Here is a 24,826-nt window from a genome sequence, read left to right on the forward strand (position 1 = left end):
GAGACAATGGAGATCAGGGAATTTCAGGGGATGATTAGGGACATCTACTTCCACAAGGACTCGAAGAGGGGGGTTGAGAAAACCTTCCTCTGGTTTGTGGAGGAAGTCGGCGAGCTGAGCGAGGCCATAAGAAAGAAGGACAGGGGAGCTATGGAGGAGGAGTTTGCCGACGTTTTGGCGTGGCTCGCCAGCCTGGCAAACCTCCTAGGCATAGACCTGGAGGAAGCGGCGAAGAGGAAGTACCCCGGCGTCTGCCCCTACTGCGGAAAGAAGCCCTGCGAGTGCGAGGAGAAGTTTTAGATCTCCTTCGGGGGCACTAGAACCCCCAGTTCGGTTATTATGCCTCGGACGTACTTCCAGGGGGTCACGTCGAAGAGCATGTTCCTCACCCTGTGCCCCTGCCGCGTGTACGGCCTCTCCACTATCTCGACGTCCTTCGCCTCGAGCTCGGGGTGGAGCTTGAAGCTCTCCGCGGTGACGTAGAACGGAACCCCGGCCCCATGACACGCGAGGGCCAATAGGTACGTTCCAGCCTTGTTCACCACTGAACCGTCCCTCGTCACGTTATCAGCCCCAACGAGCGCGAGGGTTGCCCTGCTCGCGAAGAGTCCCATCTGGGCATCGGTTATGACCTCGTAAGGAACCCCCAGCGATTCAAGCTCCGTGGCGAGGGAGAGTCCCTCGTAGTCGGGGGCGCTCTCGGTAAGGATGACCCTAAAACGCCTCCCCTTCTTTTTTGCAGCCTTAAACACCTCCAGAACGGCGGAAGAAAAGGAGTGGGTTATCACAACGTCGTTTTCGTCTATGAGCTCGCTCCCTATGTTGCCTATCTCCCTCCTGGCCTCCTCTGCCAGCCTGATGAACTCCTCGGCCCTCGTGCGAACGAGCTCCGGTGAATCCGTCACGGGGATGAACCTGGAGAGGTTGTAGAGTGAGGCCATGGTTTTATTGACTGCCGGGACGGCTTCCCTCATCTCAAGGAGCGCCTTCCTGAGGTCATCACCATCGAGGAGTTCCGAGAGGAGGATGTACGCCTCAGCCCCCCTCCTGGCCAGCCAGCTCGCGCCTCGTATTCTCTCCAGTACCATTTCCTCCAGAACCCTTCTGACCTCATCCGGGATCATGGGGATCACCGCTTGCAGCCCTCGCTAGTTTGACCCTATTCTTTATCATCCTTTCGGCATTTCACCCGCGGTGAAAACAAGGCTTAAGTATTTTACCGCTGTAAAATCCCCGGTGATCCCATGAAGGTCAAGGTAGGAATAAACGGTTACGGGACTATAGGAAAGCGCGTGGCTTACGCGGTCTCAAAGCAGAACGATATGGAGCTCATCGGCGTCACGAAGACGAAGCCGGACTTCGAGGCCTACCACGCTAAAGAGCTGGGAATTCCGGTCTACGCCGCGAGCGAGGAGTTCCTCCCGCGCTTTGAAAAGGCCGGCTTCGAGGTTGCGGGCACTCTAAACGACCTCCTCGAGAAGGTTGACGTCATAGTCGATGCAACTCCCGGCGGAATGGGTGCGAAGAACAAATCCCTCTACGAGAAGGCCGGCGTTAAGGCGATTTTCCAGGGCGGCGAAAAGGCCTCGATTGCGGAGGTCTCCTTCGTGGCGCAGGCCAACTACGAGAAGGCCCTTGGAAAGGACTACGTCCGCGTCGTCTCCTGCAACACGACCGGCTTAACCAGAACCCTCTCGGCCCTTCGGGATTACATCGACTACGTTTACGCGGTGATGATAAGAAGAGCTGCAGACCCCAACGACTCCAAGCGTGGCCCCGTCAACGCGATAACCCCGAGCGTTACTGTTCCCTCTCACCACGGGCCGGACGTCCAGACGGTCATCCCGATAAACATTGAGACTTCTGCGTTCGTCGTCCCCACCACGCTTATGCACGTCCACAGCGTCATGATCGAGCTGAAGAAGCCGCTGACTGAGAAAGACGTAATCGATATCTTCGAGAACACCACACGCGTGCTCCTCTTCGAGAAGGAGAGGGGCTTTGACAGCACGGCCCAGCTAATAGAGTTCGCCCGCGACCTGCACCGCGAGTGGAACAACCTCTACGAGATAGCGGTCTGGAAGGAGAGCATAAGCGTGAGAGGAAACAGGCTCTTCTACATTCAAGCGGTGCACCAGGAGAGCGACGTCGTGCCTGAGAACGTCGACGCGATAAGGGCGATGTTAGAGCTCGCCGACAAGTGGGAGAGCATAAGGAAGACGAACAGGAGTTTGGGGATTTTGAAGTGATTAGGGTTTCTCTGGAAGAACCTTTATTCCCTTTCTTTCTGCCAGGCTTCTGAGCTTTCTATCGAATGTGACGAGTGTTCCCTTCTCCAGAGCATGAAGGAGAACCACCACATCGTTGAACCGAGATAGTGAGATTTTCTCCCCAACCAGAAGAGTTAGGGTATTCTCAATGGTTTCGGGGCTTTCACTCAGTCCTCTGAACCTCGGGTCCTCGGTGTAGCCCCTGAGAGACTCCAGTGCATCCTTGGCCGAAAAACCGTTGTTTTTGAAGAACCACACGTACTCCTGCATGACTATTGCCGGAACGTACCATCTATCCAGGGAATCAAGGACGTTCTCAGCCACGCTGTGGAACTCGGTATCTTCAAAGGTGTCGTAGATGAGAACGTTCGTGTCTATGACCCCATGCATTCTTTCATGCTCTCCTTGATAGACTCCTCTATCTCCTCTGGAGTGATGTTCCTGCCAAGTTTAAGGCGCTTTCTCCTTTTCTTAAGCCTTTGAATCACTATCTTATCCCCCTCAAGGTTGACCTCGAGGAGCTCCCCCTCCTTTATTCCAAGTGCCTTCCGAACCTCAGCGGGAATCGTTATCTGGTAGTTCCGCGTTACTTTAGTGATGCCCATAGTAGGTTCACCCTGATAGTAGGTTCGTTCCTCTACTATATTTAAGGTTGCGAGCAACGTCAGAACCCCAGTCTTTTCTCTACCTCTTCCGCGCTCATTCCCTTTACCAGCAGGTCCTTCTCCCTGCTCGTCTCTCCCTTCACTATCTCAACCTCCGCCCCGAGGAGCTTTGAGAAGAACTTTACAACCTCCTTGTTCGCCTTTCCCTCGACGGGTGGGGCCTTTATTTTGACCTTTAAGCGGCCGCGCCATTCATCGACGCCTTCAATCGCGTTCTTCTTCGCCTTCGGCTGGACGTGAATGAAGAGGAGCGTCCCTTCCTTCGTCTCCTTGAGGAACTTCATCCCACCACCCCATTGGGGTAGGTTAAGCCCTTTAAACCCCTTCGCCCTACCCCCTACATGAGAACCTTCATAATCAAGGCGAACGAAGCGCATACCAAGGCGGACTTCAGGCTGAACGACCTCCCCGGGACGAGCGGAAGGATAGACGTCCTCTGCAGGTTTCTGAACGCCGCTTTCTTACTTTCCCACGGCTTCAGGAAGAACGTCCGCGTCTGGCTCCTCCTCTACGGCCCGCCGGAGCCGCCCAAGGCGATACGCTTTGAGGGATCAAAGCTGAGGGTCCGCCTCAACCCGGACGAGATGAGCACTGCGAAGCTGATAACGAGGGCTTTGAAGGCAGGTGAGGGCCTTAGAGAACCGGGAAGGGAGGTCGAGGTTTACCCCGGCCTCTACGTGAGCAACAGGACCTTCGAGGACGTGATACGGCTGACCGTGAAGAACTCTAAACTCTACTACCTCCACGAGGGCGGGAAGCCAATCGGCGGGGTTCGCTTCGGGAAGAACGTTGCCTTCGTCCTCGGCGACCACAAAGGGCTGAGCGGGGAGGACGAGGCCTTCCTCGACGGGATAGCGGAGAGGGTGAGCGTCGGGAGGAAAAGCTACCTCGCGTCCCACGTCGTCGCCCACGTCAACATACTCCTCGACTCCCTGTCCGATCCTCCTTAGTAGTCCCACACGATTTCCGGGGGAAACTCGCCGCGTTTAATCTTCTCAAGAATCTCCCGGGCAACGGAGTAGGCGAAGTCGAAGGTCTCCCGATCGATAAGCCCGTAGTTCAGGGCCATCTCAAGCTCGTCCTCGTCGAGGAGGAAGGCCTCGCCGTTTGGAAAGACGAAGATATCCAAGAAGAGGTCGAGCATCTCAATGGTGTTCCCCTCGCGCCTTGTGTAGGCCAGAACATCGATGTAGAGGCCCCTGAAGTTCCCCTCCCCATCGTAGACCTTGAGGACGTCGTAGTTCCTTCCAACGAAGGCAAAGTAGACCATGGTGTAGCCGTTGTCTATCACTTTAACGCCGTTCACCTTGAGCGGGGCGAGCATGCCCTCAAAGCGGGATCTGGCGACGACCACGTTACCTAAATCCGCAACTACCTCGTCGTCTCGCTCAAGAACGCGGTTTGGGATGCGCCTGTAGATGAGGTGTATTCTCCCCTCCATGTGCGGGCTTTGGGCGGATTAAATAAAAACCTAGCCCATCGAAAGATTTTTTAATGCACCCTGCGATGGGGGAACGAGCGGGGGTAGCCGAGCCTGGCCAAAGGCGCGGGATTTAGGGTCCCGTCCCGCAGGGGTTCCGGGGTTCAAATCCCCGCCCCCGCACCAGTCTTCTGGCGAGAGATTTCGAAAAACTTTTATGGATGCCCGCCCAAGCTAGAGTGAGAGGGATGGGTATGGAACCGAACGAGTTCAAGCTCACCGAGGAGGGCATAAAGGCAGTTCTGCCGCCCCTAGAGGCCGAGATAATGGAGTACATGTGGAAGGCCAAGGTGGCTACAGCGGGGGAGGTTTACGAGCACCTGAAGCCCAAACACCCAGACATGAGGCGTTCAACGGTCAGCATTCTGATGAACCGCCTCTGCGAGAAGGGCCTTCTCTCCAGGAGCGTCGACCACGGCAGGGGCGGCATGAGGTACGTCTACTCTATAACCACGACCAGGGAGGAGTTCGAGGAGAAGGTCGTGCAGAAGATACTCGACGCCCTCATGAGCAACTTCAGGGAAGCGACCTACGCTTACCTGTCCCGGATCAAGCGCGACTGAGGGGTTCGGGATGATAGCGATCCCAGTGCTGCTGACGTTTCTGATTACCTACGTATCCGCGGGTAGGCTCGGGGTTGCCGCCAACGCCGGCGTTCTTGTGGCGGTCCTCCTCTTGGGCAGGCTCTCCCTCTCCGGAAACCACGGCAGATGCACCCCCATCGACGAGTCCATCCACGGGGACTTTCTGAAGAAGCTGAGGAAGGTTGTAAGCCGCGCCGGCGTTAAAGGCCTCAGGGTTTACGTCATGGACGACTACATCCCCAACGCCTTTTCCTACGGAAAGAAAGTCGTCCTCTCCCTAGGCCTCTTTGAGATCCTCGAGGACGACGAGATAATCGCGGTCGTTGCCCACGAGATAGGGCACGTGAAGAACAGGGACACCATCATGTTCCCCCTCGTGGCCTACTTCAGGATTTTCATGTTCCTGAGCCCCCTCGTGATCTTCATCCTGTCGATGAACCCTCTGGCCAGCTTCCTGGCCCTCACCACCTACATGTGGTACGAGTTCGAGAGGTCGAAGTTCCTGAAGGAGAGGGAGTTCAAGGCCGATTACGTGGCCCTCCACTTCCTAGACACCCCGATGAGCCTGAAGAGGGCTCTCGAGGAGCTGAAATACTACGAGGACATCAGGGCGGCGGTCAAGAAGCACGCCCTCCCCGGTATCGAGCCCAGCATAGAGAGATCCTCCCCGAAGAGGCGCTACTGGATCTCGAGCTTCATACTGTTTCCTACCCACCCGAGCTACGACGAGAGGATCTTCAGGATAGTCGCCTACTCGAACGACTTCTCCACCAAGTGAGCGGGGTGGTAGGTTGGGCGTTGAGATTTTCCTGGACAGGGAGAAGGCGGAGAGGATAAAGAGGGTCAGACCAACGAAGGACGAGTACTTCATGCTCATAGCGAAGCTCGTCTCGCTGAGGGCAACATGCCCCCGCCTGCGCGTTGGAGCTGTGGCCGTTAAGGACGGCTACATACTCGCCACAGGCTACAACGGCGCGCCGAGGGGGATGGACCACTGCATAGACGTCGGCTGCCTCATCGTCGACGGGCACTGCCACAGAGCGGTTCACGCGGAGCAGAACGTCATAGCGATGGCGGCAAGAAAGGGCATAAGCCTGGAAGGCGCGACGCTCTACGTGACCCACTTCCCATGCGACACCTGTTTCAAGCTCGTCATAAACGCGGGCATAAAGGAGATCGTCTACGAGGAGATGTACCCGAACGAAGCAACTGAGATCCTCCTGAAGGAGGCGCGGGAGAAGGGGATAATAAAGATAAGGCAGTTCAAGCTGCCGAAGGACAGGGTGAGGCTCTTCCTTGAGGAGCTGTTCGGTGAGGACTTTTAGCCATTCTCCTCCAGCTTTTTGAGCTTCTCGTTTATCTCCTCGAGCTCTATCGCCACCTTCCTTGTAAGCTCCGTTATCTCCCTCTGGGTCCTGTCTATCTTCAGGTAGGTGTCGAAGAGCAGGACGAATATAAGCCCTATCGAGACGACGAAGAGGGCATCCAGTCCCCTCCCGAGCCCGAGGAGGTCCTTTATCTCCGTGGAGATCCTGACGGGGAAGGCCGCTATGACGGCGAAGACCGCGAAGATTAACCCCCACGAGATCAGGCTTCTCCAGTCTATCACGTTCTTCCGGTAGTCGATGACCACCCTCCAGAGCAGGTAGAGTATCACCACCACCGCTATAACCTGCGCCACGTACATCCCCATCACCTCAACTTGTCGAAGAGAAGGCTGAGGGCTATCTTAACCCCCTCCAGCACGTTAGTTCCCTTCCTCATGGAGTACTCCGTGTAGACGGCCTTTATGGGCACTTCAACTATCCTGCAGTTGTTCTTCGCGGCTTCTATGATTATCTCGCTCGAAACGGCGTAGCGGTCGCACGTTATCTCTATCCTCGAGGCGCACTCCCTGTTGAAGCACCTTAAGCCGCTCTGGCTGTCGCTCACGTACTTCTTGGCGAAGACCGCGGTTATGGTGTCCAAAACGAGGTTCCCGAACCTCTTAACGAAGGGCATCTGGCTAACGTCGCCCTTAAGCCTCGAACCTACCGCGAAGTCCGCCTTATCCTCTGCAACGGGCTTCATAACGCGGAGGGCGTCGCTTATCAGGTGCTGGCCGTCGGCGTCGAAGGTTAGTATCAGCTCCGCACCCTTCCCGACCGCGTAAGCTAAACCCGTGCCGAGGGCGCCGCCCAGGCCGCGGTTTACGAGGTGGTTCAAAACGTGGACGCCGTACGAGCCCGCTATCTCCCTCGTCCTGTCCCGGGAACCGTCGTTGACGACGACTACCTCGTCCCGCCTGAAGTAGCGGAGGAGGTCTTCGAGAACGCCTCCGATGGTCTTCTCCTCGTTGTAGGCCGGAACGACAACGTACGTTGACAGGAGCCTTTCGATGAGGGGCCTTAACTCCTTTATCGTTGGAACCTCAAAGTCCGCCTGAGCTTCTACCGAGAAGCTCATCCTCCCGGAGTCGTGTGAAGTCACGAGGACGCTCAGGGTTCCGGCCTTCCTGGCAGCTATGACGTCGTAGCCATGGTCCCCGATCACCAGGGCCTTCTCGGGGGGAACGTCTAGATCACGCAGGATCTTCTCTATCTGGCCAGGCTCCGGCTTGAGTCCCTCCGGTGGAACGTCTTCCCTCGCAACCACGGCGTCAAAGTACTCCACGATGCCGTTCTTCTCGAGGGCCAAGAGGGCTGCCTTCCGCGAGCTCCTCGTCACGAGGCCGATTTTAACGCCCTTTCCCCGGAGGTACTCAAGAACCTCCACGACGCCCTCGAACAGGAAGCTTTCCTCCATCCTCTCGGTTTCGAGCTCGACTTGGATGAAGTGAAGCCTCTCGAAGTCGATGCCAGTCTCTTTCGATATCCTGATCAGGCTCTCGTACATCGGCGTCAGGTCACCCAGGAGTCTCTCTTCTATCCCCATCTCAACGAGCCTCTCCCTGAGCTCCTCCTTTATCTCCGTGAAGGGCTTTGGAGCGCCCACGAGCGTGCCGTCGAGGTCAAAGATAACCAGCCTTACGTCCATGAGAACCCCGCCTCTTACCCTCTTTAATCCAGCACTCCTTCAGCGAACCGTAGATGGCCCCCCATTCTATGTAGTCGAGGGCCGAGCCAAGCGCGCCCTTCAGCCTGGCGGCGAACCTCTTCATCTCGTCCATGTCCCCAAACTCGGCTATTATCATCGCCTGCGTCCTGCCAGTCGTTCTGTAGAGGGCCTGAACGTTGTCCATCAGCGCGAACTTCTCCAGGATCCTGTCTATATCGGGTCCCTCCACCTTGAGCTTGAGGAGCATGAAGACCCTGACGTACCTGTCCAAGAAGGCCGGGTCAACGACGGCCGAGTAGCCCTTGATCGCCCCGAGTCCCTCGAGCTTGTCCAGCCTGTTCCTCACGCTCGCGGGGGAGAGGTTCACCCTCTTACCGAGCTCCGTGAGGGTTATCCTCCCCTCCTCCCTCAGAATCTGCAGGATCTCCCTGTCCTTCTCGTCGATGCCGGGCATCTTCTCCACCGGTTTCCAAAGTTTGGAAACAAAAGAAAGTCAGCGGGTAATCTTCACCTGCTTCATGAGCTCGAGCGGCTCCGGGTTCCTCTCGAAGTACTCCCTGACGGGCTTGAGCAACTCGATAAGGTACTCAGCTACCGCGTTCTTCAGGTCGAGCGGGTGGAGCTTCCCTTCCGCGAAGTCCCTCTTCAGCTCCTCGAAGGTGGTGTAGGTCACGTCGCCGCCGAACTTTGCCGGCCTGTGGATGGTGAACTCCGTAGGTTCTTCGCGGAAGATTATGTACTCTGCCCAGTCCAGGACGGGGTTGTAGTTGACCTCTTTAGCCGGACAGAAGGCCTTTCTGAGCTTCTGCTTTATCTCCTCCGGCGAATCATGGATGAACACAGCTGAATAGGGCTTGCTCTTGCTCATCTTCATCTGGGTCTTGAGTTCTTTGAACTGCTCTTCGCTCTCTATCGGCCACACCGGCGGCTCCTGGAGGCCGAGGAGGAGGTGGTGGTGTAAAGCTACTGGCTTGAGCTTCTCGCCCTTCCATTCGAGGGGATGGTACTTGAGCTTCTGGGCGACCTCTATGGCAATGACGTGAGCCTTCCTCTGGTCCATTCCAGCGTGGGCTATGGTGACGCCCTGGTAGAAGATGTCCGCCACCTGCATGGCTGGATAAATGAGCTTGGCGAAGTCTATTGCCTCACCCATCTGGCGGCCCATTATCGTTATCGAGCGCATCATCCTCGCGAGGGTAACGTTCTTGGAAATGTCTATAACGGTCTGCCAGTAGTCGCCCTTCTCAAGTATCTCGCTGGCCAGAACGAACTCGACCTTGTCAGGGTCACCGCCCATGACCTTTATGCTCTGCTTCATGCCCTCCTTGAAGTAACCCAAAGCCACCTTCTGGATGACCTCTAAGTCCCCACCGAGCTTGTCGTTGATCCAGCTGTGCCAGTCCGCTAAGAAAATCCTCGTCTTTATGCCGGCCTTCTGAAGGTCGGCTATTTTAGCGCCGGCCATCAGACCGGTTCCGAGGTGAATGTAACCGCTTATCTCGAACCCTATGTAGTGCTGCATCGGGATTCCAACTTCGAGGAGGTGCCTGAGGTTCTCCTCGGTCAGGAGCTCCTCCGTTGGCTTCCTCTTTATGAGTTCTATCCTGCTCTCTATGTCCATCTCCAACCACCTAAAGAAAAAACGGCCACCGGTTTAAGGGCTTTGCGCCCGAAAGGTTAATTAGGTTCTATGGCTATATCCATCTGAACGTTACGGGGGTGTTCAACGTGAAGGTGCTGATTCTGAGCGCCGACGAGTTCGAGGATCTTGAGCTTATCTACCCACTCCACAGGCTCAAAGAGGAGGGACACGAGGTCTACGTGGCGAGCTTCAGGCGCGGGAAGATAACGGGCAAGCACAGCTACTCGGTTGAGGCCCAGCTGGCCTTTGAGGAGGTCGACCCGGACGAGTTCGACGCGCTGGTTCTTCCAGGAGGGAAGGCCCCCGAGCGGCTGAGGCTCAGCGAGAAGGCCGTTGCAGTGACCAAGAAGATGTTTGAGGACGGAAAGCCCGTCGCCAGCATATGCCACGGGCCGCAGGTGCTCATCTCGGCCGGCGTACTGAAAGGCAGGAAGGGAACGAGCGTCGTAACCATCCGCGACGACGTGAGGAACGCCGGTGCTGAGTGGGTCGACGCGGAAGTTGTTGTCGACGGCAACTGGGTCAGCTCCAGGCACCCGGGCGACCTGTACGCGTGGATGAGGGAGTTCGTGAAACTTCTGAAATGATTCTCCAAATTTTCGGATTTTCTTCATTTTCTCGCGTTTTTTCCATTCATTGTTGGATTTTTTCCAAAGTAATCGGAAGTTGATTGTAAAAATTCCAAATATTGAGCAAATATTTTGGAAAATCTTTAAATAGGATGAGGGCGTAAGTTTCAACGGAGGTGAGAGTATGAAGACCTGGGAGGGTGTAAAGCTCTACGAGAACGTCGTCTGCAAATCATCCGAGGATCTCTTCCTGCTCATCCAGGAAGCCCTTAGGATCGGGAAGGGAGCACTTGTGAGGGTCTTCTCAACAGAGGAGGGCAGCGCGTACGTTCAGCTGCTGTTTGACGAGGAAAAACTCCTCCTGGCGGAGGTGCTCTTCCTAAGAACCGGCGGCAGGCTCAGGGGAGAAGGTGCGGTAAGGTTCCTCATGGGGCTCCTCAAAAAGCCCGTGGTTGCCGACGTCTATTCCCTCGGGGATGAGGAGGTCAAGAGCATGATACTGGCCAACCTCGACCTCTACGCCGAGACCCCCCACGTTCTGCTCTTCGAGCTCTTCACGCCGGCACTGTGGCCGTCCCCCTTCACCCCCGTGCTCAAATCAGGCGTTCCCTCACACTCGCTTTAATAAGGGGGTCAAATCAGACCTCCTTCTCAATTAGGGCGTAGAAGAACCCTATCGTTTTGTGCCTGTGCGGCCACGCCCTCATAGTTCCCTCCAAAAAGCCCCCGCTGTAAGGGCCGTTCAGGGGCACGAGCTTCGCGTCATCGTGCCTCTCAAGGAACCACTCCACAACGCCCTCGTTCTCCTCTGGGAGCATAGAGCAGGTTGAGTAGAGCATCCTCCCACCGGGCTTTAGAAGGCGCCACGCGCTCTCGATGAGCTCCTTCTGGAGCGCAACGACCTTCGGGATGTTCTTCTCACGGAGGCGCCACCTAAGCTCGGGGTTTTTCGCTATCGTCCCGTCGCTCGTGCACGGCGCGTCGAGCATCACCCTGTCGGCTATCCCCTCGCCGAGTATCTCCGGGGCCTTCCTGCCGTCGGCTTTGATCGTCTCTGCTATCTCGACGCCCGTCCTCCTCAGCACCTCGTTCATCCGCTTTATCCTGGCTTTATCGATGTCGAAGGCGTATATTTTGCCCTCGTTGTTCATGAGCTCGGCCATGTGGGCGGTCTTTCCACCTGGGGCCGCCGCTAAATCAACGACCGTCTCACCGGGTTTTGGGGAGAGGACGAGCGAAGCGACCGCTGGGGCCTCTTCCTGCGCTATGGCCCAGCCCTTGTTGAAGAGCCACTCAGGGTTGAAGGGGTCGAGAATCCTGATGACGGTATCAACCCGCTCGCTCCTCTCGAAGCGGACGTTCTTCCTTCTCAGGTATTCCTCGACCTCCTCAACGCTCGCCTTCAGCCGGTTCACCCTTATGCTCGTCGAGAGGGTCTCGTTGAGCGCTTTGAGGAGTTCCTCCGCCTCATCGCCGAGGAGGGAGCGCATCCGACCTATGAACCACTCCGGGAAGAGGTACTCCCACTTCAGCCTCTTCTCCTCGGAGTCGATAACGGGCATGTATTCGAGAACCCTCGGAAGGAGGTCGTAGTAGTAATAACCAACGTAGGGGTGGGTTCTCTTCGAGAGGAATTGGGCGAGGCCCTTTAGGTGTTGCCGCGTCTTCTCGTTCGGGTCGCGGAAGACGGCAACCTCGACGGCGACCCTCAAAGTTGCTCTCAGCCAGGGGTCGAGGATGAGCGGGGAGACGCCGACGAGCTCCTCAATTATTTCGTCTATGAGGCCAAGCCTCCGCTGGATAGAGTAGAAAATCCCGGTCAGCTTGGAGTTCTCCCAGCCTTCGATTCTGTACTTCGCGAAGGCCTTCCTCTTGGCCCCCTGACTGGGTTTGACCTCCTCGCCGAGCTTGACCGCCTCGATGAGCGCGTATAGCTGCCTGTCACTCAGTTTCAGCTTTCCCATGTCCCCACCTCTCGAACCTGTATACGTCCACCGTAATCCTCTCAAGCCTCTTTTTGTGGAAGTGGAACTGGGCAGGTATCTCGAAGGGAACCGTTACCCTGTGGGTTATTGAGAAACCGGCGTCCCTGACGAAGGACTCTATGAAGCCCCTCACCTCCTGCTTCGCGAGGTGGATGGAGTAGACGGTATCGCTCACCTCGAAGGCCTTCAGGAGGAAGGGCCTGTCCGCGTGCTTAACCTGGCTCCCGAAGGGCGGATTCATGATGACCGTATCGACCCTACCCGAGAACCCCGAGACGTCGGCGTTTATGAACTCGATGCAGTCGATGCCGAGGGAAGCTGCGTTCTCCCTCGCGGTTTCAAGGGCAGTCTCGTCTATCTCAACAGCGTAAACTTTCTTTGCCCCAAGGAGACAGGCCCCTATCGAGAGAACCCCCGTCCCGGCACCCAGATCGGCCACAGTCCTTCTCTCGATGTCGCCGAGGGAGTGGGCTAACCATAAAAGTTCCGCCGCGACGTTTCCCGGCGTCCTGTACTGTTCGAGCTCGGGCTTCGGCTCAGGAAAGCCCTTCAGCTGGGAGAGGACTATTGCCAGGTGCTTCTTCTTTAGCATACCGACTTCCCCTAAATGACGGACTATTTATATGTTTGCCCCGCTACCGGCTTACAAGCCCCTTGGACTTCTCCGCTATCCCCTCAAGCACCCTAAGGGCGAGCTTCTGCTCGTCCGGTGAGGCCGTCTTTTTGACCTCCTTCAGCACCTCAACAAAGGGCCGGAGGAGGCCTATTCTACCCCTTGGAATTGAGGACACGAGCGCATCGAGAACCAGGAGGGCGTCGAAGAGCGTCTCCCCCTTGAGGTAATCGCCGAGCTTCACTAGTACTGCCCTCGCGGTCTTCTCGTCCCAACCCTCGAGAAAGTAGTAGCTGAAGAACTCGAGGGAGGGGAGGACTTCCTTGCCCCTTCCAGACAGATACTCCCCAAGGAAGTGCCCAACTATCCCGTTCCCGTAGGGGGCCTTGGAGGCCAGCTTTGTGAGCGTTTTGGCGGCCCTCAGCCTCGCCCAGCGATTGTTGGATTTTGTGATGTTTATCAGGGGTTCCACTGCAGTTTTGAGGACGACCATCTTTGTCGAGTCAAGCCTCTCCGCGAGCTTCGAGAGGGCCCAGAGGGCGTCCATCCTCTCGAACTTGTCGCCCTCTTCGAGTTTGTGGACAAGCTCAAAGACCGCCTCGGGCTTCCTCCTCAACAGTTCAACGAGCTTTTCCTCGTCTCCAGACTCAAGGGAGCGCTCCAGCTCTGCCTTCTCCTCCTCTGTAAGCCCGCCCTCACCCGCGGAAGGTTCTTTGAGTGCCACCTCCAGCGCACTCTTCCTCGGTGTTTTGAACTGCGACAGCGCTGGCGGCTTCAGGTACTTCTGGGCCTTTTTCTCGGGTGGCACCGAGAGATATCTCGGCCCGGGGAGGACGCGTTCGTTTATCTTGAGCGTCTCCTTGCCCATCTCCTCGAGAACCTCCGCGAGCCACTTCAGGACGTAGGTGTATCCAACGGCCAGGGCCAGGTCGATGGCCTCGTAGAAGCGCTCCCCTATCAGGAGTTCGTTTATCTTCCCCCTCGCCTTCTCAGGCCTCCCCTTGTAGTACCGATAAATCGCGTCCTCAAGCTTCTCCGCCACCAGACGGGCCTTCTCCCTTAGCTCGGGCCTCTTTCCAAAGACAAGGTTCTTCACGGCGGTCAAAACCCCGGCGACTTCGTCTATGAGCTCTTCCCTGAGGGGATAGCGGGAGACGTCGAGGAGTATCTCCAGTGCGAACTCGGCGAGGGGAACGTCCTCACCGCTCAGCATGTCCCGGACTGACGAGAAGACCTCCTTGAGGAGGGAGGGATCGCCCGTGTAGGCACTCACGTTCAGGAGAAGCCTGAGCCCCATGGCCTTTAACCGGGGGTTCCTGGACTTGAGCAACCTAGACACCACGTCGTGAACCCTAGGATCAGAGGAGAGAACGCGCATGTTTTTGAGCACAGAGGGTATCTCAAGGAGAACCGCCTCGTTCCTGCGGGCCTTTACGAGATCCTTTAGGGCATGGCCCAGCTTCACGAAGGTCTCAGGGTCGAGGGGGAGGCTCTCTATTAGGAGCGAGGTTACCCTGAGCGCATGGGCGGAGACACTGTCGTTGCCCTCCCTCATGGCCATTATCAGGTCGTCGAGGAACTCACGGAGGAGGAAAAGCCGTTTAACGTCCGGTAAATTCCTCAGAACCTCCTCCAGGGCCATCAGGGCCCTGACCTTCATCCCATCGTCGCGCCCGTGGAGGAGCCCAAAGAGTCTCCTAAGGGCCCTCTCATCCCCCAGTGCCAGCTCGGCGGCCTCCCTTATCTTCCACGAGCGGAGGTACTCCCCCAGCAGTTCATCGGGGTTCTTCTCGCCTTCCATCGCAAGGTTTTTCGGATCGAAAACTTATACCCCTTTCGCCCGAAGCTGGGAATAAAGGTACCACGACCAACCCCGCTCCATCTAAACGCCCCTCAGGGATATCCCGAGCGGCTCATCAGTCCTCCGCTCGACGCCTAGTATCTCGTCGAACTCGTAGTCCTCCCTCAGTCCAAGGAGTATCTCCACCTCCCGCGGTGTAAGAACGGGCTTCCTCCAGTTTTCGTAGTCGTCTATTGGCACGCGGGGGCAGGCGACGACTACGTAGGCGTCGAAGTCGAAGCCCTCCAAAGCGGGATAACTTATGTGGTTCATAGCTATCAGCCTGGCGTACTTGCCCCTCTCGCGGAGGAGCTCAACGATTCTCTTCGCCTCAGCAAGCCTTAGCTGGCCCTTCTTGGTGCTCGTGATTACACCAAAGCGTTTCGCGTCCATCGCCTTCGCTATCTGCGCCCAGCGCTTCCTGATGAGCCGTTCTGCTTCCTTGTCCATCCAGATGGCGTCGCCGGAGTAGGGGTTGACCGCGAGGGTGGGCTTCTTCACGGCCATCGCAACTCCTATCGGATGGAAGTAGCCGGCTCCGATGAAGAGCACCCCGTCGGCGTCGGTCTTTGCGGCCGAGAAGTTGCATCCAAGAACCTGTCCAGGCCAGGAAACGCGGGAGTCGCCCCTCCCAACTAGAACCTCGAAGCCGTTCTCTTCCAGGAAAGCCTTCGCCCTATCGAGCTGGTGAATGTGCTGGGCCGTGGTGACGAGGGCAAGCCTTTTCCCGAGCTTTTTGATTTCAGCGATGTTCCCCTCGAGGGCCGGAACGACGTCGACCTTGGCAAAAGCGGGCACGAATATCGTCGGAACCTCGAGGTGGAGCGTCATGTAGCTGTGGCCGAGGTGAATTAGAGCGTCGCAGCCGAGCCGTTTGGCCTCTGTATCGGCCGGGTCGCAGGCGCCGTAGTTGATGTCGCCGCTTATTATCGCCTCTATCCCGTTCTCCTCAAGGAAATCCGCCAGTGCCTGGGCCTCTCGCTTGAGTCCCTCCGGCGTCTGGATGAGCACCCTCCTCGCGTTCATCTCGCGGAGCTTCTCGAGTACCTCGCCCATGGAAACCTCGTGCATTGAACCACCCTATGGGGGTTGAGGCAACCCTTTAAATCCCCATCGATCCCCACATGCGTACATGCCCTTAATGAGCATAGTAATGCATTACATTCCAAATTCGTGCAACCAAAACCTTTATTAGTCATTGATCCCCAATCAATATCGCAAAGCCCTTTGGAGGTGCTAAAATGAGGCGGCTGATGGCGTTGTTGGTAGCTTTTGCAGTGGTTGCCCTCGTTTTCCAGCCGGCCGGTGCAACTGGAAGCAAGGGGGACTCGAACTACTACCACCCCTATCCCCACGGCCTGAAACCTGGAGACATTGTTATCGGCCACAACCCGCTGAGCAGCATAATAATCCCCGGCTACTGGACGCACACCGGTATGATAGCCTACTACGACTACTACGCCAACGATTGGGTCGTGGTGGAGGCGTGGGACAACCCCAGCGCCGTGAGGCTCGTCTACCTCTCGGACTTCATGAAGCGCTACGACACCGTCGCGGTTCTTCGCGTTGCCACCAGCGACTACGTGAGGCAGAACGCCGTTTACTTTGCCCTCCAGCAGCTCGGCAAGCCCTACGACTGGGGCTGGTACACAAAGCAGGTCTACGGGGACAGCTACTACTGCTCAGAACTCGTCTGGGCGGCTTACTACTGGGCTAGCGGTGGCTACGTCGACATAGATGAGCACCCGGGGTTCTACTGGAAGTACCTCTACGGTGTGGCCCCGCAGGAAGTCTACGATGACGACGATACCTACGTGATATACTACCACTCCGCTTGACCCCTTCTCCTTCTTTTCACCCCGAAACCTTTATATCTCCCAACCCCAACAATACATCGAAGTTCGAGGCATCGGGGTGAGTGGTATGGATGACATCATTCTCGTGACGACCCCCGAGGTTCCGGGTTACCGGATCGTCGAGGTTAAGGGCCTCGCCAGGGGCGGGGTCGTTAAGGCCACCCACCTGGGCAGGGACATAATGGCCCTCCTCAGGAACATAAAGGGCGGCGAGGTGAAGGAGTACACCGAGATGATGGCCGAGGCTAGGGAGGAAGCCCTGAGGAGGATGATCCTTCATGCCAAAGAACTTGGTGCCAACGCCGTCGTCAACGTCCGCTTTGCCACCTCCAACGTCGGCTCAAGCGTCGCCGAGGTTTACGCCTACGGAACGGCCGTCGTCATTGAAAGGGAGTGATCCGCATGTACCTCCTCCCCTTTCCGATTCTCGGTGCCGTCTTAGCCTGGGCCACCGTTTACGCGGTCGGCTTTAAGAAACAGAGGTGGGCGGAGCTTTTGCTTGGCACGGCGGCATTTTTCATAGCCATGTTCGTGCAGAACCCAGTTCAGCAGCTTCCGCTCCTTGGGATTGGTATTAAGTCGAACGCAGACGTTGCAGCGAGGGGAACGGCGTTCATCGCGACGGTGGCCCTGTGGCTCGGATTCGCCGCAGGGCTTGTCCAGGAGGGGGTCAAGTACTACCTAGTCAGGGAGAGGAAGCTCAGGGAGGCGGTTTTCGTGGGGCTCGGCTTTGGGGTAACCGAAGCGGTTGTCGTAGCCTTGGCAACGGTTCTTCCGGTTGCACTCAGGGGCGGCACGGTCGACGTGCCCCTTATAAACGCCCTCCTTTCGATGGCCGAGCGCTACTTCGTGGTCCTCTTCCACGTTGGGACGGCAGTTTTCCTAGCGTACGCCTTCAAGAAGGGCTTTGGGGCGAGGGGATTGATCTACATGATAGGGCTTCACACCCTAATCGATGCGGGAGCCGCCTACGTACAGCTGGCCTTCTTCGTAAGGCCCAGACCATACCGCGTGTTGAACCTCATGGGCTACATCCTTGAGGTCACCGTTGCCGCCATTGGGGTGGCGGTGTTCGCGTACGGGGCTTTAAAGGCCCTCTCAGAGCCCGAGACGGAAGAAAGGCCCCTGTGGTGATGGGGCTTGCTGGGAGACCCGAAGGGGAAGGCCCTCAAAAAGCTCAGGAAGGACCTAAGGTCGGGCCTCTACTCCTATCTCGTTCTTTCCCTCCTTGAGAAGGAAGATGAGCTCCACGGCTACGCCATAAGGAAGAGGCTGGAGGAGCTCAGCCATGGGAAGCTTGTTCCGAGCGAAGGCGCTCTGTACGACATCCTTAAAAGCTTGAAAAAGTATTCACTCGTGGAGGACTTCTGGGTCGAGGTGGGGGGAAGGCCGCGGAAGTACTACCGACTGACAGCGCTCGGAAGGGAGGTTCTCCGGGAACTGAGGGGAGAAGTGAACGCGATAATCCGCGTGCTTGGGGAGATGGGGTGATGATGGTGAACCCGCTGGAAGCGCTTATCTCGTCCGTCCTGCTGGTCGCGGGGCTATTGACCCTCGCCTTCAGGAACAGGAGGCAGTACGCGGTAGGCTTTCGGATAGGCTACACCTACATGTCGGAAAAAGCCTGGAGGAAGGCCAACACCTTCGCGGGGCTCTACATGGTCTCCTTCTCGCTCCTCCTGCTTCTCCTTGCCCTAACTGGCATCGGCACCAACACATTCGTGCTCATCATGATCGCGGGGATCCTCGTCCTCCTCTTCGCTGGAACCCTGGTGGCGAAGCGCGAGTACGAGGTTGAGGATCTTTCCCAGGAGGCGGAAAAACCGGGGAAGAGAATCGAAGTTGACGTTGGGCCCTATCTTCTCGCCCAGCTCTCGGCCCTGGCCCTCTACCTCCTGCTCGTCGCAATTCTGTGGGACAAACTGCCCGGGAAAGTTGCCATCCATTTCAACGGATCCGGAAGGCCGGATAACTTCGCCTCCAAGACTGTGGGAGCCCTGGTGTTCCCCCTCGTCGTTCAGCCCCTCTTCCTCGGGATGACCTACCTCCTTAGGGAGCCGGGCTTCGCGCCCCTCATGAGGTTCAGCAAAGCTGGGTGGAAGAGAACCGCGGAGTTCTTCACAGTAATGGCAGTTGGAATAGTAGTAATCGACACCGCCGTCCTTCTCTACAACGCCGGTTTCATCCCTGGCGAGGTTGTAAGCTACTCGGCCTGGGCCCTTATCGGGCTCGTCTTCATCGGAACCTACAGGCTCCTGACGGTGAGAGGAGATGAACGGGCATGAGCTCATGGGAGTCCCTAACGGTATTTCCCGGAGTTTCTCCTTTCTGAATCGGGAAGACCCCACTGAAACTTTAATAAGCGCCAGGCCCAACCAAGGACGGTGGGTAAGATGGAGGGGAAGAGACTCGTGCGTTCGAAGAGGAACCGGATGCTCCTAGGGGTTCTCGGGGGTTTCGCGGAGTACTTCAACGTAGACCCCACACTAATCAGGCTGATATTCGTGGTTCTCCTCGTGTTCAACCCGGTCACGATGACAGTCCTCTACTTCCTGGCGGCCATAGTGATCCCGGAGGAAGGTGAGGTGGAGAAGCCGGTTGAGGAGAGGCTCAACGACGTGACGAGGGAGGTGGAGAGGGTCATCTCGGGCGGCGGTGAGAAGAACGACCTTATAAAGGCCATTGCGATAATCCTGATACTCTTGGGTATCCTCTACCTGGTAGCCTTTACGCTCCCGCTGTTCTTCGTCTTCAGGGTTCCCTCATCCAGCACGCTCGTGGCGCTCCTGCTTCTGGCCCTCGGGATCATCCTGCTCCTGGAGGGGAGATGAGATGGGGAGAACAGCCGGCGTGATCCTCATCTTCCTCGGCGTGCTCCTCCTCGTGAGGGAGTTCAGGCCGGCCTTTCTCCTCTGGCTCGAGCCGTACAGGAACGTCATAAGGGGCTCCTTCGGCGGGGTTACCCTTCTAGCGGCCGGCTCCTACCTCCTAACGAGGAGAACCCTCCGTAGGGTCGTCGTCTTCCTCTACCTGGTATACCTCATGCTGTACCTGGTGGTGTGAATGGAGCGCTGGAGGATCGTCAGGGCCTTTACTCTGGGCCCCCTGCTGGAGGCGGCTATTCCAAAGCCCGGCAACGTAAACCGCCACCGCGACTTCGAGGATCTCAGCATCTACCACTTCCTGTTCGGGAACACCGCCGTCCTTCCGGTCTACTACGAGGCCGTCAAGATCGGGGAGCTGCTCAGGAAAGGGGCCCTCTCGCTAAACGAGGCAGGGATAGGCGAGCTTATCAGGAGGGCAGTCTCTGAGTCCAGGAAGGTTCAGGACGGGAACCCAAACTTCGGGGTGGTGGTGCTCTCGATCCCCCTGATGATGGGCCTGGCAATGGCCAGGGACGTGATGGAGGCTAGAGAAAAGGCGGAGCTCCTGCTGAAGGAGTCCACGGTCAGGGACACTATGGAGCTCTACCGCGCCATCAGGACGGCGAACCCGAAGGGTATCCCGAGAGGTGTCAAGTACGACGTCTACAGCGACGACTCCTTCAGGGAGCTCTTCGCCGATAGGGTGAACCTCTGGAAGCTGGCCGGGATAAGCTGCGGGCGCGAGCTCGTCTTCTGCGAGTGGCTGGAGAAGTACCGGCTGTCCTACAGGACAGCGGACAGAATCATAGAGCTCTTGAAAGAGCTCCCGCTCGAGGAGGCCGTTTCCAGGGCCTTCGTCGAGCTGATGGCCGAGAGGGAGGACACGCTGATAGCCAGGAAGGCGGGGAAGGAAGAGGCGGAGCTCGTGAGGAAGAAGGCCTGGGAAGTTCTGGAGGGGAGGGCAAGCCTTGAGGGGCTGGACGAGTTCCTTCGCGAGAGGGGCGACTTAAGGAACCCCGGGAGCCTGGCCGATGTGACCGCTGTTTCCCTGAGCCTCCTCGTCCTATCGGGCATGGGGGTTGAGGTCAGGGAAGGAAAGGTCTTCGGCGTCATCTGACTATCTTTATCCTCTTGGCCCCACCGAGGCCGAAACCTATGGCACCGCTGTCGATGACCACCGCGTCACCACCGAGCTCCTCAAGGAGCCTCACCTTGAGGCCCGAGAGCTCAAGGAGCTCCTCGTCCCCGCCGAACTCTTCTTTAACCTGCTCCTTGACGAACTCGTACGCTTCGAGGCCCATGAGAACCACGTCCGGCTCGTAGCCGTCGAGCTTCAGCTCGTTGGCCTTCTCCTCGATACCGCTCAGAACGCGTATCAGGTCGCCGCGCATTTCGGACACCGGAGAAAATAGGGAGAGGGGTTAAAAAGCCTTGCTCAGCCCGAGGAGAAGACCCTCGAGACGGCTTTCACCATTTCCTCATCTCCCAACGCGATGAAAACCCTGGCGGCGTTCATGCCTTTTATGCCGGCCACCTCGAGGTACAGGTACCCACTTGGCCCCCTGTAGGTGAGCCTGTGAACCTCGGAGAACACGTCGTTTCCATTGGTCTCGTTGGAAGACACCTGCTCGAATCCCGCCGCCTCGATCCGTTCCCTGAGGTACGAGAGAACGGCTTCAATGCCACAGTGGCAGGGAACCGTGAAGTTCTTGACGACTTTCTCAGGGTGCCCACAGGTTCTAAGGAAATCCTCCACCTGGGAGCAGTAGACGTGATCCCACCTGTCCCACGAAGCGTTCCCAGTGGGCACGATGTACATTGCCAGGCTGACCCTGCCGGCCGGGAGCTCCACCCTTCCGCGGAGGGTTTTTAATTCCTCACATGGAGAGTACATCAGGTTTGTCTCGGAGGAGTTGGAAGTGCAGAGTGCGGCATGGTAGAACACCTTGGCCGTGGAGTTCGTTTCGAACACGCCCTCTCCCCCCTGGACGTAGCAGGGGGGCGTGATGTTCATCCCGGACGTCCAGTTCTCGATGTACAGCCTGTCGTAGCTCTTGGAAGTCCTGAGATCAACCTTTGGGATGAGGGCAAACACCTCGGTGAACCTTACCCAGTGGTCCTCAAACCTCTGGGCAACGGCCAGGGAGCCGAAGGAGTTGAGGGCGTCGGGGGGTGCCCCCGCGGGGCAAACGCGTTCCGTAGAGTCTCTCCCGTTGCTTGAGTTGTCATTTGTAGAACCGTAGGCGACTACAATGCCGGCAACCACAAGGAGAAGCACCAAGAGCGAGACCAACCGAACACCTTTCATACTAACCACCCCCCGGGATCGGGGCCCCGGACAACCGGTAGAATGCCCTTCCCGCTACTCTCTCCAGCCCTAGCCGGTGTCGGGATCACGACCCCCCCCCAACAGGAGGAGTCCAAGAAACAATACGACTAGGAATTTTCTGTTCACCTTACGCACCTCCGGTAGGGGACTGCACTGCGGGGTTGAACTTCATTCTATTTAAGGGTTTCCTTATCATTCGAAGTGATAACCGTGTTATGGGAGAATTACACAACTCCGACTTTTAGGGGTTGGTCAGGATTTAGACAATCCCCTGGTTTAAAAAGCTAAAACGGAGGATCAGAGGCCGAAGGCGCCCTTGATCCCGTTGATTATCATCTGCACGGCCATCGAGGTCAGGATCAGGCCCATCATCCTCGTCATCACCTTGATGCCGACCCTTCCGAGCTTCCTCTGTATCCTGTTCGAGGAGCAGAGGATCAGCCAGACGGTCAGCCCTATAGCCACGATGCTCGCTATGACGGTGGCCTTCTCGGGGATCTGGTCGCTCTTGGCCATGTAGAGCATCACCGTCGTTATCGCACCCGGGCCCGAGATGAGCGGTATCGCCAGCGGTATTATCGCCACCTCCTCCAGCGTGATCACTTCCTCGCTGAACTCCTCAGTTTCCTCCTTGCTTATCTTGACCGTCGAGAGCTTTCCGGAGAGCATCTCCATCGCCATCTTGAAGAGCAGTATGCCGCCGGCTATCGCGAACGCATCGACGCTCGAGCCGAAGAACTTGAATATCCACTCGCCTATGAGGGCGAAGGTGACGAGCGTTACCACAACTGTTATGGCGGTTTTCGTCGCTATCTCTCGCCTCTCGCGCCAGCTGAGGTCGTGGGTGACGCTCAGAAAAACCGGAACCGCTCCAACAGGGTTCGTTATCGCGAACAGTCCGCCGTAGAGCAGCACGAAGTACTTGAGGTACTCTATCACGCTACCACCAACCAGGCCGGAAAAGAGGGGGTTAAAAAGTTAATCCTCCCCGCGGATTATCTCGAAGGAGTACGTCAGATCGGCACCACTGAGCTTCACGTGGGCACTCGCGGAGCAGTACTTATCCTGGCTCAGCTCTATCGCCCTCTTTGCCTTCTCCTCCTTCACGTCGCCGTATATCCTGTAGTGCAGGTGCACTTTTTTGTAAATCCTCGGGTGCTCCTCCCTTCTTTCGCCGCTTATCTCGACCTCCAGGCCTTTAATCGGCTCGCGCATCTTCTTGAGAATCATGACCACGTCGTAGGCTGTACAGCCTGCGACGCTCAAAAGCAGGAGCTTCATGGGGCTTATGCCGCCCTCGCCCAGTATCACCGAGCACTTGTCGCTCTCTATCCTCCCGATGAACTGGTAATCCCTAAACCACTCGACCTTTCCCTTCACCGGCTCGGACATCTCCACCACCGTTACCAGTCCGGGAAGGGATTTAAAGGGGTTTCCCAAACCATTGGTGATGTACATAAGACCCTTCGACCCCTGGAAGGCGAAGCTCTGCACCTGCCCATTCAAGTACACGCTGAACGTCTACACAGGCTGCGACCACGCGTGCGTTTACTGCTACATCACGAGTTACATCCCGAACGCCTTTCAGGTGAGAACCAAGGAGAACCTCTTGCTGAAGCTCGAGAGGGAGCTGAGAAAGTTCGACAGGCGCTACATCATAGCGCTCTCCTACTCCTCCGACCCGTACCCAACCATCGAGCGCGAGCTGGGGATAACGCGGAAGGTGCTGGAGCTCTTCAGGAGATACGGCGTCCGCTGTCTGCTCCTCACGAAATCGGATATATTCGAGCGTGACATCGACATACTGAGCGAGCTGAAGTGTGCCGTCGGGATAACGGTAACTACCGTGGACGAGAGAAAGGCGAGACTCCTAGAACCCAACGCACCATCTCCGAAGGCCAGGATTCGGGCGCTTAAGAAGGCGGAGGAAGCGGGGATTCCAGTGTACGCGCGCATCGACCCGATAATCCCGTTCTACACGTGGGAGGACTTCGATGAGACGCTCGACGCCCTAGGCTTCGTGAGCCACATAACGGTTTCAACCCTCAAGCTCCGTCCCGATTCGAAGAAGAGGATGTTCGCCAAGTTTCCGGAGCTGATGGAAAAGCTTTGGCCGCTCTACGAGAGGGGTGAGAGGATAGGCGGCTACTACTACCTCCCACAGGAGTTCCGCTTTGAAATCCTCCGGGAAGCGGAGAGAAAAATACTGAAGAGGGGGATCACCTTTGGCTCCTGCAGGGAGGGCTACCGCTCGTTTCCGAGCTGCGACGGTTCACACCTCGTTCCCCGGTGACCTGCTCCTCTCCTCCTCGGCCTCTATGTTCTCCCTCTCGATCCTCCTGAGCTGGCTCTCCTTGGCGGCCTCGACGAGCTTTTCGTAGAGGGCCGTCATCTCCGGGAGGAACTGGGGGTTCCACTGAACGCCTATGTAAAAGCCGTCCTTCATCTCGATGGCCTCGGGTATGCCGTCGATGGAGAAGGCAACTGACCTGAAGCCCTCGCCGACCCTCTTAACCCCCTGGTGGTGGAAGCTGTTGACGTGGATGAAAACCTCGTTGGTGCTGGCTATGTCGAGCCTGTCTTTGAGGATGTCGTAGAGGTTGGACGAAGTCTTCACGCGGATGCTGTGGAGCCTCTGGGAGGGATCGGTTGTCTCGGGATCCCAGTCGTGCTTTATAGCCTTCGGGATCTCCTTCTCCAAGTCCTGGTAGAGGGTTCCGTTCATGGCGACGTTCATCACGTGCATGCCCCTCCCAACGCCCAGAACCGGTATGTCCATCTCCAGGGCCCTTTTGAAGAGCCCGATCTCGAACTTGTCCCTCTCGTAGTGGACGCTCCGGAGGTGGGGAGAGGGGTCCTCGCCGTAGAAGTACGGGTGTATATCGGGCCCCTCTGTCAGGAGTATCCCGTCGGCTATGGCGGTCACGTTTGATGGATCCCCGTGGCTTAAGAACACCGCCGGAATGCCACCGGCCTTGCTCACCGAAGTTAGGTGCCTGAACAGCCACCCCGACTTGAGGTCACGCTCGTTTCCAACGATGATTGCAATCAGGGGTTTCACAGTAACCACCTTGGGGGATATACAGAGAAGTC

Annotated in this window: 35 protein-coding genes and 1 tRNA gene; 18 read left to right on the forward strand and 18 right to left on the reverse strand. The window is 57.2% G+C overall.

The genetic code is table 11. The annotated features are described in order from the left end of the window. Positions 1–6: 6 nt before the first annotated feature. Positions 7–300 (forward strand): MazG nucleotide pyrophosphohydrolase domain-containing protein, encoded by a 294-nt coding sequence (locus ACZ5AM_RS08235; RefSeq protein ID WP_464914522.1) that lies wholly within the window; start codon positions 7–9, stop codon positions 298–300. Here the strand turns inward: ACZ5AM_RS08235 and ACZ5AM_RS08240 are convergent. Further along, positions 297–1,124: a translation initiation factor eIF-2B alpha/beta/delta subunit family protein gene (locus tag ACZ5AM_RS08240; protein ID WP_464914523.1), complete on the reverse strand. Its 828-nt coding sequence runs from the start codon at positions 1,122–1,124 to the stop codon at positions 297–299. The two genes, ACZ5AM_RS08235 and ACZ5AM_RS08240, sit on opposite strands and share 4 nt — an antisense overlap. Positions 1,125–1,244: 120 nt before the next feature. Between ACZ5AM_RS08240 and ACZ5AM_RS08245 the strand changes: the two genes are divergently transcribed. Beyond that, complete coding sequence (locus tag ACZ5AM_RS08245; protein ID WP_464914524.1) at positions 1,245–2,249, forward strand: phosphorylating glyceraldehyde-3-phosphate dehydrogenase; 1,005 nt, start codon at positions 1,245–1,247, stop codon at positions 2,247–2,249. Here the strand turns inward: ACZ5AM_RS08245 and ACZ5AM_RS08250 are convergent, their stop codons facing one another. The 3 genes from ACZ5AM_RS08250 to ACZ5AM_RS08260 are packed head-to-tail and all read right to left on the reverse strand — an operon-like array spanning position 2,250 to position 3,219. Then, positions 2,250–2,660, reverse strand: a complete 411-nt coding sequence (locus ACZ5AM_RS08250; RefSeq protein WP_464914525.1) for a PIN domain-containing protein — start codon at positions 2,658–2,660, stop codon at positions 2,250–2,252. Next, positions 2,645–2,875, reverse strand: a complete 231-nt coding sequence (locus tag ACZ5AM_RS08255; RefSeq protein WP_464914526.1) for an AbrB/MazE/SpoVT family DNA-binding domain-containing protein — start codon at positions 2,873–2,875, stop codon at positions 2,645–2,647. The genes ACZ5AM_RS08250 and ACZ5AM_RS08255 overlap by 16 nt, the downstream gene beginning before the upstream one ends. 59 nt (positions 2,876–2,934) lie before the next feature. Further along, positions 2,935–3,219, reverse strand: a complete 285-nt coding sequence (locus ACZ5AM_RS08260) for a DUF167 domain-containing protein (RefSeq protein WP_464914527.1) — start codon at positions 3,217–3,219, stop codon at positions 2,935–2,937. Between the two features lie 57 nt (positions 3,220–3,276). Here ACZ5AM_RS08260 and trmY point away from each other — a divergent pair, with 57 nt between their 5' ends. Then, positions 3,277–3,885, forward strand: coding sequence for a tRNA (pseudouridine(54)-N(1))-methyltransferase TrmY (gene trmY, locus ACZ5AM_RS08265; protein ID WP_464914528.1), 609 nt, complete (start codon positions 3,277–3,279; stop codon positions 3,883–3,885). Here trmY and ACZ5AM_RS08270 read toward each other — a convergent pair. Continuing rightward, complete coding sequence (locus tag ACZ5AM_RS08270; protein WP_464914529.1) at positions 3,882–4,376, reverse strand: ribonuclease FAU-1 family protein; 495 nt, start codon at positions 4,374–4,376, stop codon at positions 3,882–3,884. The genes trmY and ACZ5AM_RS08270 overlap by 4 nt on opposite strands. Before the next feature lie 77 nt (positions 4,377–4,453). On the opposite strand from ACZ5AM_RS08270, the gene ACZ5AM_RS08275 reads away from it, so the two are divergent. The 4 genes from ACZ5AM_RS08275 (at position 4,454) to ACZ5AM_RS08290 (ending at position 6,324) form a co-directional block, all read left to right on the forward strand. Further along, positions 4,454–4,541 (forward strand) — tRNA-Leu (locus ACZ5AM_RS08275). Between the two features lie 68 nt (positions 4,542–4,609). Further along, positions 4,610–4,978, forward strand: a complete 369-nt coding sequence (locus tag ACZ5AM_RS08280; RefSeq protein WP_464916076.1) for a BlaI/MecI/CopY family transcriptional regulator — start codon at positions 4,610–4,612, stop codon at positions 4,976–4,978. A gap of 10 nt (positions 4,979–4,988) precedes the next feature. After that, positions 4,989–5,777: a M48 family metallopeptidase gene (locus tag ACZ5AM_RS08285; protein WP_464914530.1), complete on the forward strand. Its 789-nt coding sequence runs from the start codon at positions 4,989–4,991 to the stop codon at positions 5,775–5,777. A 13-nt stretch (positions 5,778–5,790) separates the two neighbouring features. After that, positions 5,791–6,324 carry a deoxycytidylate deaminase gene (locus ACZ5AM_RS08290; RefSeq protein ID WP_464914531.1) on the forward strand — a complete coding sequence of 178 codons (534 nt, stop codon included), beginning with the start codon at positions 5,791–5,793 and terminating at the stop codon, positions 6,322–6,324. On the opposite strand, the gene ACZ5AM_RS08295 is transcribed toward ACZ5AM_RS08290, so the two are convergent. The 4 genes from ACZ5AM_RS08295 to ACZ5AM_RS08310 are packed head-to-tail and all read right to left on the reverse strand — an operon-like array spanning position 6,321 to position 9,656. Beyond that, positions 6,321–6,692: a DUF2304 family protein gene (locus tag ACZ5AM_RS08295; protein WP_464914532.1), complete on the reverse strand. Its 372-nt coding sequence runs from the start codon at positions 6,690–6,692 to the stop codon at positions 6,321–6,323. The genes ACZ5AM_RS08290 and ACZ5AM_RS08295 overlap by 4 nt on opposite strands. Then, positions 6,692–8,014, reverse strand: a complete 1,323-nt coding sequence (locus ACZ5AM_RS08300) for an HAD-IA family hydrolase (RefSeq protein WP_464914533.1) — start codon at positions 8,012–8,014, stop codon at positions 6,692–6,694. The genes ACZ5AM_RS08295 and ACZ5AM_RS08300 overlap by 1 nt, the downstream gene beginning before the upstream one ends. After that, positions 7,989–8,489, reverse strand: coding sequence for an Lrp/AsnC family transcriptional regulator (locus ACZ5AM_RS08305; RefSeq protein ID WP_464914534.1), 501 nt, complete (start codon positions 8,487–8,489; stop codon positions 7,989–7,991). The genes ACZ5AM_RS08300 and ACZ5AM_RS08305 overlap by 26 nt, the downstream gene beginning before the upstream one ends. 39 nt (positions 8,490–8,528) lie before the next feature. Then, on the reverse strand, positions 8,529–9,656 hold the full coding sequence (locus ACZ5AM_RS08310; protein ID WP_464916077.1) for a tyrosine--tRNA ligase: 1,128 nt from the start codon (positions 9,654–9,656) through the stop codon (positions 8,529–8,531). Between the two features lie 107 nt (positions 9,657–9,763). On the opposite strand from ACZ5AM_RS08310, the gene pfpI reads away from it, so the two are divergent. Both pfpI and ACZ5AM_RS08320 read left to right on the forward strand, forming a co-directional pair. Next, positions 9,764–10,264, forward strand: a complete 501-nt coding sequence (gene pfpI, locus ACZ5AM_RS08315; RefSeq protein WP_464914535.1) for a deglycase PfpI — start codon at positions 9,764–9,766, stop codon at positions 10,262–10,264. 166 nt (positions 10,265–10,430) lie between these two features. Continuing rightward, entirely contained in the window at positions 10,431–10,871 is a 441-nt protein-coding gene (locus ACZ5AM_RS08320; protein ID WP_464914536.1) for a hypothetical protein, read from the forward strand. A 13-nt stretch (positions 10,872–10,884) separates the two neighbouring features. On the opposite strand, the gene ACZ5AM_RS08325 is transcribed toward ACZ5AM_RS08320, so the two are convergent. The 4 genes from ACZ5AM_RS08325 to dph2 form a co-directional block, all read right to left on the reverse strand. After that, a complete protein-coding gene (locus ACZ5AM_RS08325; protein WP_464914537.1) occupies positions 10,885–12,210 on the reverse strand; it encodes an RsmB/NOP family class I SAM-dependent RNA methyltransferase in 1,326 nt (441 codons plus the stop codon). Further along, positions 12,188–12,823, reverse strand: coding sequence for an METTL5 family protein (locus ACZ5AM_RS08330; protein WP_464914538.1), 636 nt, complete (start codon positions 12,821–12,823; stop codon positions 12,188–12,190). Before ACZ5AM_RS08330 ends, ACZ5AM_RS08325 begins: the two co-directional genes overlap by 23 nt. Before the next feature lie 43 nt (positions 12,824–12,866). After that, positions 12,867–14,645, reverse strand: coding sequence for a hypothetical protein (locus ACZ5AM_RS08335; RefSeq protein WP_464914539.1), 1,779 nt, complete (start codon positions 14,643–14,645; stop codon positions 12,867–12,869). 81 nt (positions 14,646–14,726) lie between these two features. Continuing rightward, positions 14,727–15,755 carry a diphthamide biosynthesis enzyme Dph2 gene (gene dph2 / locus ACZ5AM_RS08340; RefSeq protein ID WP_464914540.1) on the reverse strand — a complete coding sequence of 343 codons (1,029 nt, stop codon included), beginning with the start codon at positions 15,753–15,755 and terminating at the stop codon, positions 14,727–14,729. A 170-nt stretch (positions 15,756–15,925) separates the two neighbouring features. Between dph2 and ACZ5AM_RS08345 the strand changes: the two genes are divergently transcribed. From ACZ5AM_RS08345 to ACZ5AM_RS08380, 8 genes are all read left to right on the forward strand, one after another. Further along, entirely contained in the window at positions 15,926–16,522 is a 597-nt protein-coding gene (locus tag ACZ5AM_RS08345) for a YiiX/YebB-like N1pC/P60 family cysteine hydrolase (RefSeq protein ID WP_464914541.1), read from the forward strand. A gap of 85 nt (positions 16,523–16,607) precedes the next feature. After that, positions 16,608–16,937, forward strand: a complete 330-nt coding sequence (locus tag ACZ5AM_RS08350) for a YbjQ family protein (RefSeq protein WP_464914542.1) — start codon at positions 16,608–16,610, stop codon at positions 16,935–16,937. A gap of 5 nt (positions 16,938–16,942) precedes the next feature. Beyond that, positions 16,943–17,674 (forward strand): YhfC family intramembrane metalloprotease, encoded by a 732-nt coding sequence (locus tag ACZ5AM_RS08355; RefSeq protein ID WP_464914543.1) that lies wholly within the window; start codon positions 16,943–16,945, stop codon positions 17,672–17,674. A 6-nt stretch (positions 17,675–17,680) separates the two neighbouring features. Further along, positions 17,681–18,031 carry a PadR family transcriptional regulator gene (locus ACZ5AM_RS08360; protein WP_464914544.1) on the forward strand — a complete coding sequence of 117 codons (351 nt, stop codon included), beginning with the start codon at positions 17,681–17,683 and terminating at the stop codon, positions 18,029–18,031. Then, complete coding sequence (locus ACZ5AM_RS08365; RefSeq protein ID WP_464914545.1) at positions 18,031–18,825, forward strand: DUF1648 domain-containing protein; 795 nt, start codon at positions 18,031–18,033, stop codon at positions 18,823–18,825. Before ACZ5AM_RS08360 ends, ACZ5AM_RS08365 begins: the two co-directional genes overlap by 1 nt. 108 nt (positions 18,826–18,933) lie before the next feature. Continuing rightward, positions 18,934–19,371 (forward strand): PspC domain-containing protein, encoded by a 438-nt coding sequence (locus ACZ5AM_RS08370; RefSeq protein WP_464916078.1) that lies wholly within the window; start codon positions 18,934–18,936, stop codon positions 19,369–19,371. A gap of 1 nt (position 19,372) precedes the next feature. Then, the gene (locus ACZ5AM_RS08375; RefSeq protein ID WP_464914546.1) at positions 19,373–19,603 is read left to right on the forward strand and encodes a hypothetical protein; all 231 of its coding nucleotides are present in this window, start codon (positions 19,373–19,375) and stop codon (positions 19,601–19,603) included. Further along, positions 19,604–20,521 (forward strand): triphosphoribosyl-dephospho-CoA synthase, encoded by a 918-nt coding sequence (locus ACZ5AM_RS08380; RefSeq protein ID WP_464914547.1) that lies wholly within the window; start codon positions 19,604–19,606, stop codon positions 20,519–20,521. On the opposite strand, the gene ACZ5AM_RS08385 is transcribed toward ACZ5AM_RS08380, so the two are convergent. From ACZ5AM_RS08385 to ACZ5AM_RS08400, 4 genes are all read right to left on the reverse strand, one after another. Continuing rightward, positions 20,514–20,795: a family 4A encapsulin nanocompartment shell protein gene (locus tag ACZ5AM_RS08385; RefSeq protein WP_464916079.1), complete on the reverse strand. Its 282-nt coding sequence runs from the start codon at positions 20,793–20,795 to the stop codon at positions 20,514–20,516. The two genes, ACZ5AM_RS08380 and ACZ5AM_RS08385, sit on opposite strands and share 8 nt — an antisense overlap. Positions 20,796–20,839: 44 nt before the next feature. Beyond that, entirely contained in the window at positions 20,840–21,712 is an 873-nt protein-coding gene (locus tag ACZ5AM_RS08390; RefSeq protein WP_464914548.1) for a hypothetical protein, read from the reverse strand. A 318-nt stretch (positions 21,713–22,030) separates the two neighbouring features. Further along, positions 22,031–22,672, reverse strand: a complete 642-nt coding sequence (gene snatA, locus ACZ5AM_RS08395) for a neutral amino acid NAAT transporter SnatA (RefSeq protein ID WP_464914549.1) — start codon at positions 22,670–22,672, stop codon at positions 22,031–22,033. 39 nt (positions 22,673–22,711) lie between these two features. After that, a complete protein-coding gene (locus tag ACZ5AM_RS08400; protein WP_464916080.1) occupies positions 22,712–23,125 on the reverse strand; it encodes an OsmC family protein in 414 nt (137 codons plus the stop codon). Positions 23,126–23,183: 58 nt separating this feature from the next. Between ACZ5AM_RS08400 and ACZ5AM_RS08405 the strand changes: the two genes are divergently transcribed. Then, positions 23,184–24,026 (forward strand): SPL family radical SAM protein, encoded by an 843-nt coding sequence (locus tag ACZ5AM_RS08405; protein ID WP_464914550.1) that lies wholly within the window; start codon positions 23,184–23,186, stop codon positions 24,024–24,026. Here the strand turns inward: ACZ5AM_RS08405 and ACZ5AM_RS08410 are convergent. Beyond that, on the reverse strand, positions 24,006–24,803 hold the full coding sequence (locus ACZ5AM_RS08410) for a gamma-glutamyl-gamma-aminobutyrate hydrolase family protein (RefSeq protein ID WP_464914551.1): 798 nt from the start codon (positions 24,801–24,803) through the stop codon (positions 24,006–24,008). The two genes, ACZ5AM_RS08405 and ACZ5AM_RS08410, sit on opposite strands and share 21 nt — an antisense overlap. Positions 24,804–24,826 lie beyond the last annotated feature (23 nt).

The sequence above is a fragment of the Thermococcus fumicolans genome (genome assembly GCF_055386755.1).

Bases quoted from the DNA above. Each gene is read 5' to 3' on its own strand.
- ACZ5AM_RS08235 (WP_464914522.1), top strand. From the start codon at position 7: ATGGAGATCAGGGAATTTCAGGGGATGATTAGGGACATCTACTTCCAC.
- ACZ5AM_RS08240 (WP_464914523.1), bottom strand. From the start codon at position 1,124: ATGATCCCGGATGAGGTCAGAAGGGTTCTGGAGGAAATGGTACTGGAG.
- ACZ5AM_RS08245 (WP_464914524.1), top strand. From the start codon at position 1,245: ATGAAGGTCAAGGTAGGAATAAACGGTTACGGGACTATAGGAAAGCGC.
- ACZ5AM_RS08250 (WP_464914525.1), bottom strand. From the start codon at position 2,660: ATGCATGGGGTCATAGACACGAACGTTCTCATCTACGACACCTTTGAA.
- ACZ5AM_RS08255 (WP_464914526.1), bottom strand. From the start codon at position 2,875: ATGGGCATCACTAAAGTAACGCGGAACTACCAGATAACGATTCCCGCT.
- ACZ5AM_RS08260 (WP_464914527.1), bottom strand. From the start codon at position 3,219: ATGAAGTTCCTCAAGGAGACGAAGGAAGGGACGCTCCTCTTCATTCAC.
- trmY (WP_464914528.1), top strand. From the start codon at position 3,277: ATGAGAACCTTCATAATCAAGGCGAACGAAGCGCATACCAAGGCGGAC.
- ACZ5AM_RS08270 (WP_464914529.1), bottom strand. From the start codon at position 4,376: ATGGAGGGGAGAATACACCTCATCTACAGGCGCATCCCAAACCGCGTT.
- ACZ5AM_RS08280 (WP_464916076.1), top strand. From the start codon at position 4,610: ATGGAACCGAACGAGTTCAAGCTCACCGAGGAGGGCATAAAGGCAGTT.
- ACZ5AM_RS08285 (WP_464914530.1), top strand. From the start codon at position 4,989: ATGATAGCGATCCCAGTGCTGCTGACGTTTCTGATTACCTACGTATCC.
- ACZ5AM_RS08295 (WP_464914532.1), bottom strand. From the start codon at position 6,692: ATGGGGATGTACGTGGCGCAGGTTATAGCGGTGGTGGTGATACTCTAC.
- ACZ5AM_RS08300 (WP_464914533.1), bottom strand. From the start codon at position 8,014: ATGGACGTAAGGCTGGTTATCTTTGACCTCGACGGCACGCTCGTGGGC.
- ACZ5AM_RS08305 (WP_464914534.1), bottom strand. From the start codon at position 8,489: ATGCCCGGCATCGACGAGAAGGACAGGGAGATCCTGCAGATTCTGAGG.
- ACZ5AM_RS08310 (WP_464916077.1), bottom strand. From the start codon at position 9,656: ATGGACATAGAGAGCAGGATAGAACTCATAAAGAGGAAGCCAACGGAG.
- ACZ5AM_RS08320 (WP_464914536.1), top strand. From the start codon at position 10,431: ATGAAGACCTGGGAGGGTGTAAAGCTCTACGAGAACGTCGTCTGCAAA.
- ACZ5AM_RS08325 (WP_464914537.1), bottom strand. From the start codon at position 12,210: ATGGGAAAGCTGAAACTGAGTGACAGGCAGCTATACGCGCTCATCGAG.
- ACZ5AM_RS08330 (WP_464914538.1), bottom strand. From the start codon at position 12,823: ATGCTAAAGAAGAAGCACCTGGCAATAGTCCTCTCCCAGCTGAAGGGC.
- ACZ5AM_RS08335 (WP_464914539.1), bottom strand. From the start codon at position 14,645: ATGGAAGGCGAGAAGAACCCCGATGAACTGCTGGGGGAGTACCTCCGC.
- dph2 (WP_464914540.1), bottom strand. From the start codon at position 15,755: ATGCACGAGGTTTCCATGGGCGAGGTACTCGAGAAGCTCCGCGAGATG.
- ACZ5AM_RS08345 (WP_464914541.1), top strand. From the start codon at position 15,926: ATGAGGCGGCTGATGGCGTTGTTGGTAGCTTTTGCAGTGGTTGCCCTC.
- ACZ5AM_RS08350 (WP_464914542.1), top strand. From the start codon at position 16,608: ATGGATGACATCATTCTCGTGACGACCCCCGAGGTTCCGGGTTACCGG.
- ACZ5AM_RS08355 (WP_464914543.1), top strand. From the start codon at position 16,943: ATGTACCTCCTCCCCTTTCCGATTCTCGGTGCCGTCTTAGCCTGGGCC.
- ACZ5AM_RS08365 (WP_464914545.1), top strand. From the start codon at position 18,031: ATGATGGTGAACCCGCTGGAAGCGCTTATCTCGTCCGTCCTGCTGGTC.
- ACZ5AM_RS08370 (WP_464916078.1), top strand. From the start codon at position 18,934: ATGGAGGGGAAGAGACTCGTGCGTTCGAAGAGGAACCGGATGCTCCTA.
- ACZ5AM_RS08375 (WP_464914546.1), top strand. From the start codon at position 19,373: ATGGGGAGAACAGCCGGCGTGATCCTCATCTTCCTCGGCGTGCTCCTC.
- ACZ5AM_RS08380 (WP_464914547.1), top strand. From the start codon at position 19,604: ATGGAGCGCTGGAGGATCGTCAGGGCCTTTACTCTGGGCCCCCTGCTG.
- ACZ5AM_RS08385 (WP_464916079.1), bottom strand. From the start codon at position 20,795: ATGCGCGGCGACCTGATACGCGTTCTGAGCGGTATCGAGGAGAAGGCC.
- ACZ5AM_RS08390 (WP_464914548.1), bottom strand. From the start codon at position 21,712: ATGAAAGGTGTTCGGTTGGTCTCGCTCTTGGTGCTTCTCCTTGTGGTT.
- ACZ5AM_RS08400 (WP_464916080.1), bottom strand. From the start codon at position 23,125: ATGTCCGAGCCGGTGAAGGGAAAGGTCGAGTGGTTTAGGGATTACCAG.
- ACZ5AM_RS08405 (WP_464914550.1), top strand. From the start codon at position 23,184: ATGTACATAAGACCCTTCGACCCCTGGAAGGCGAAGCTCTGCACCTGC.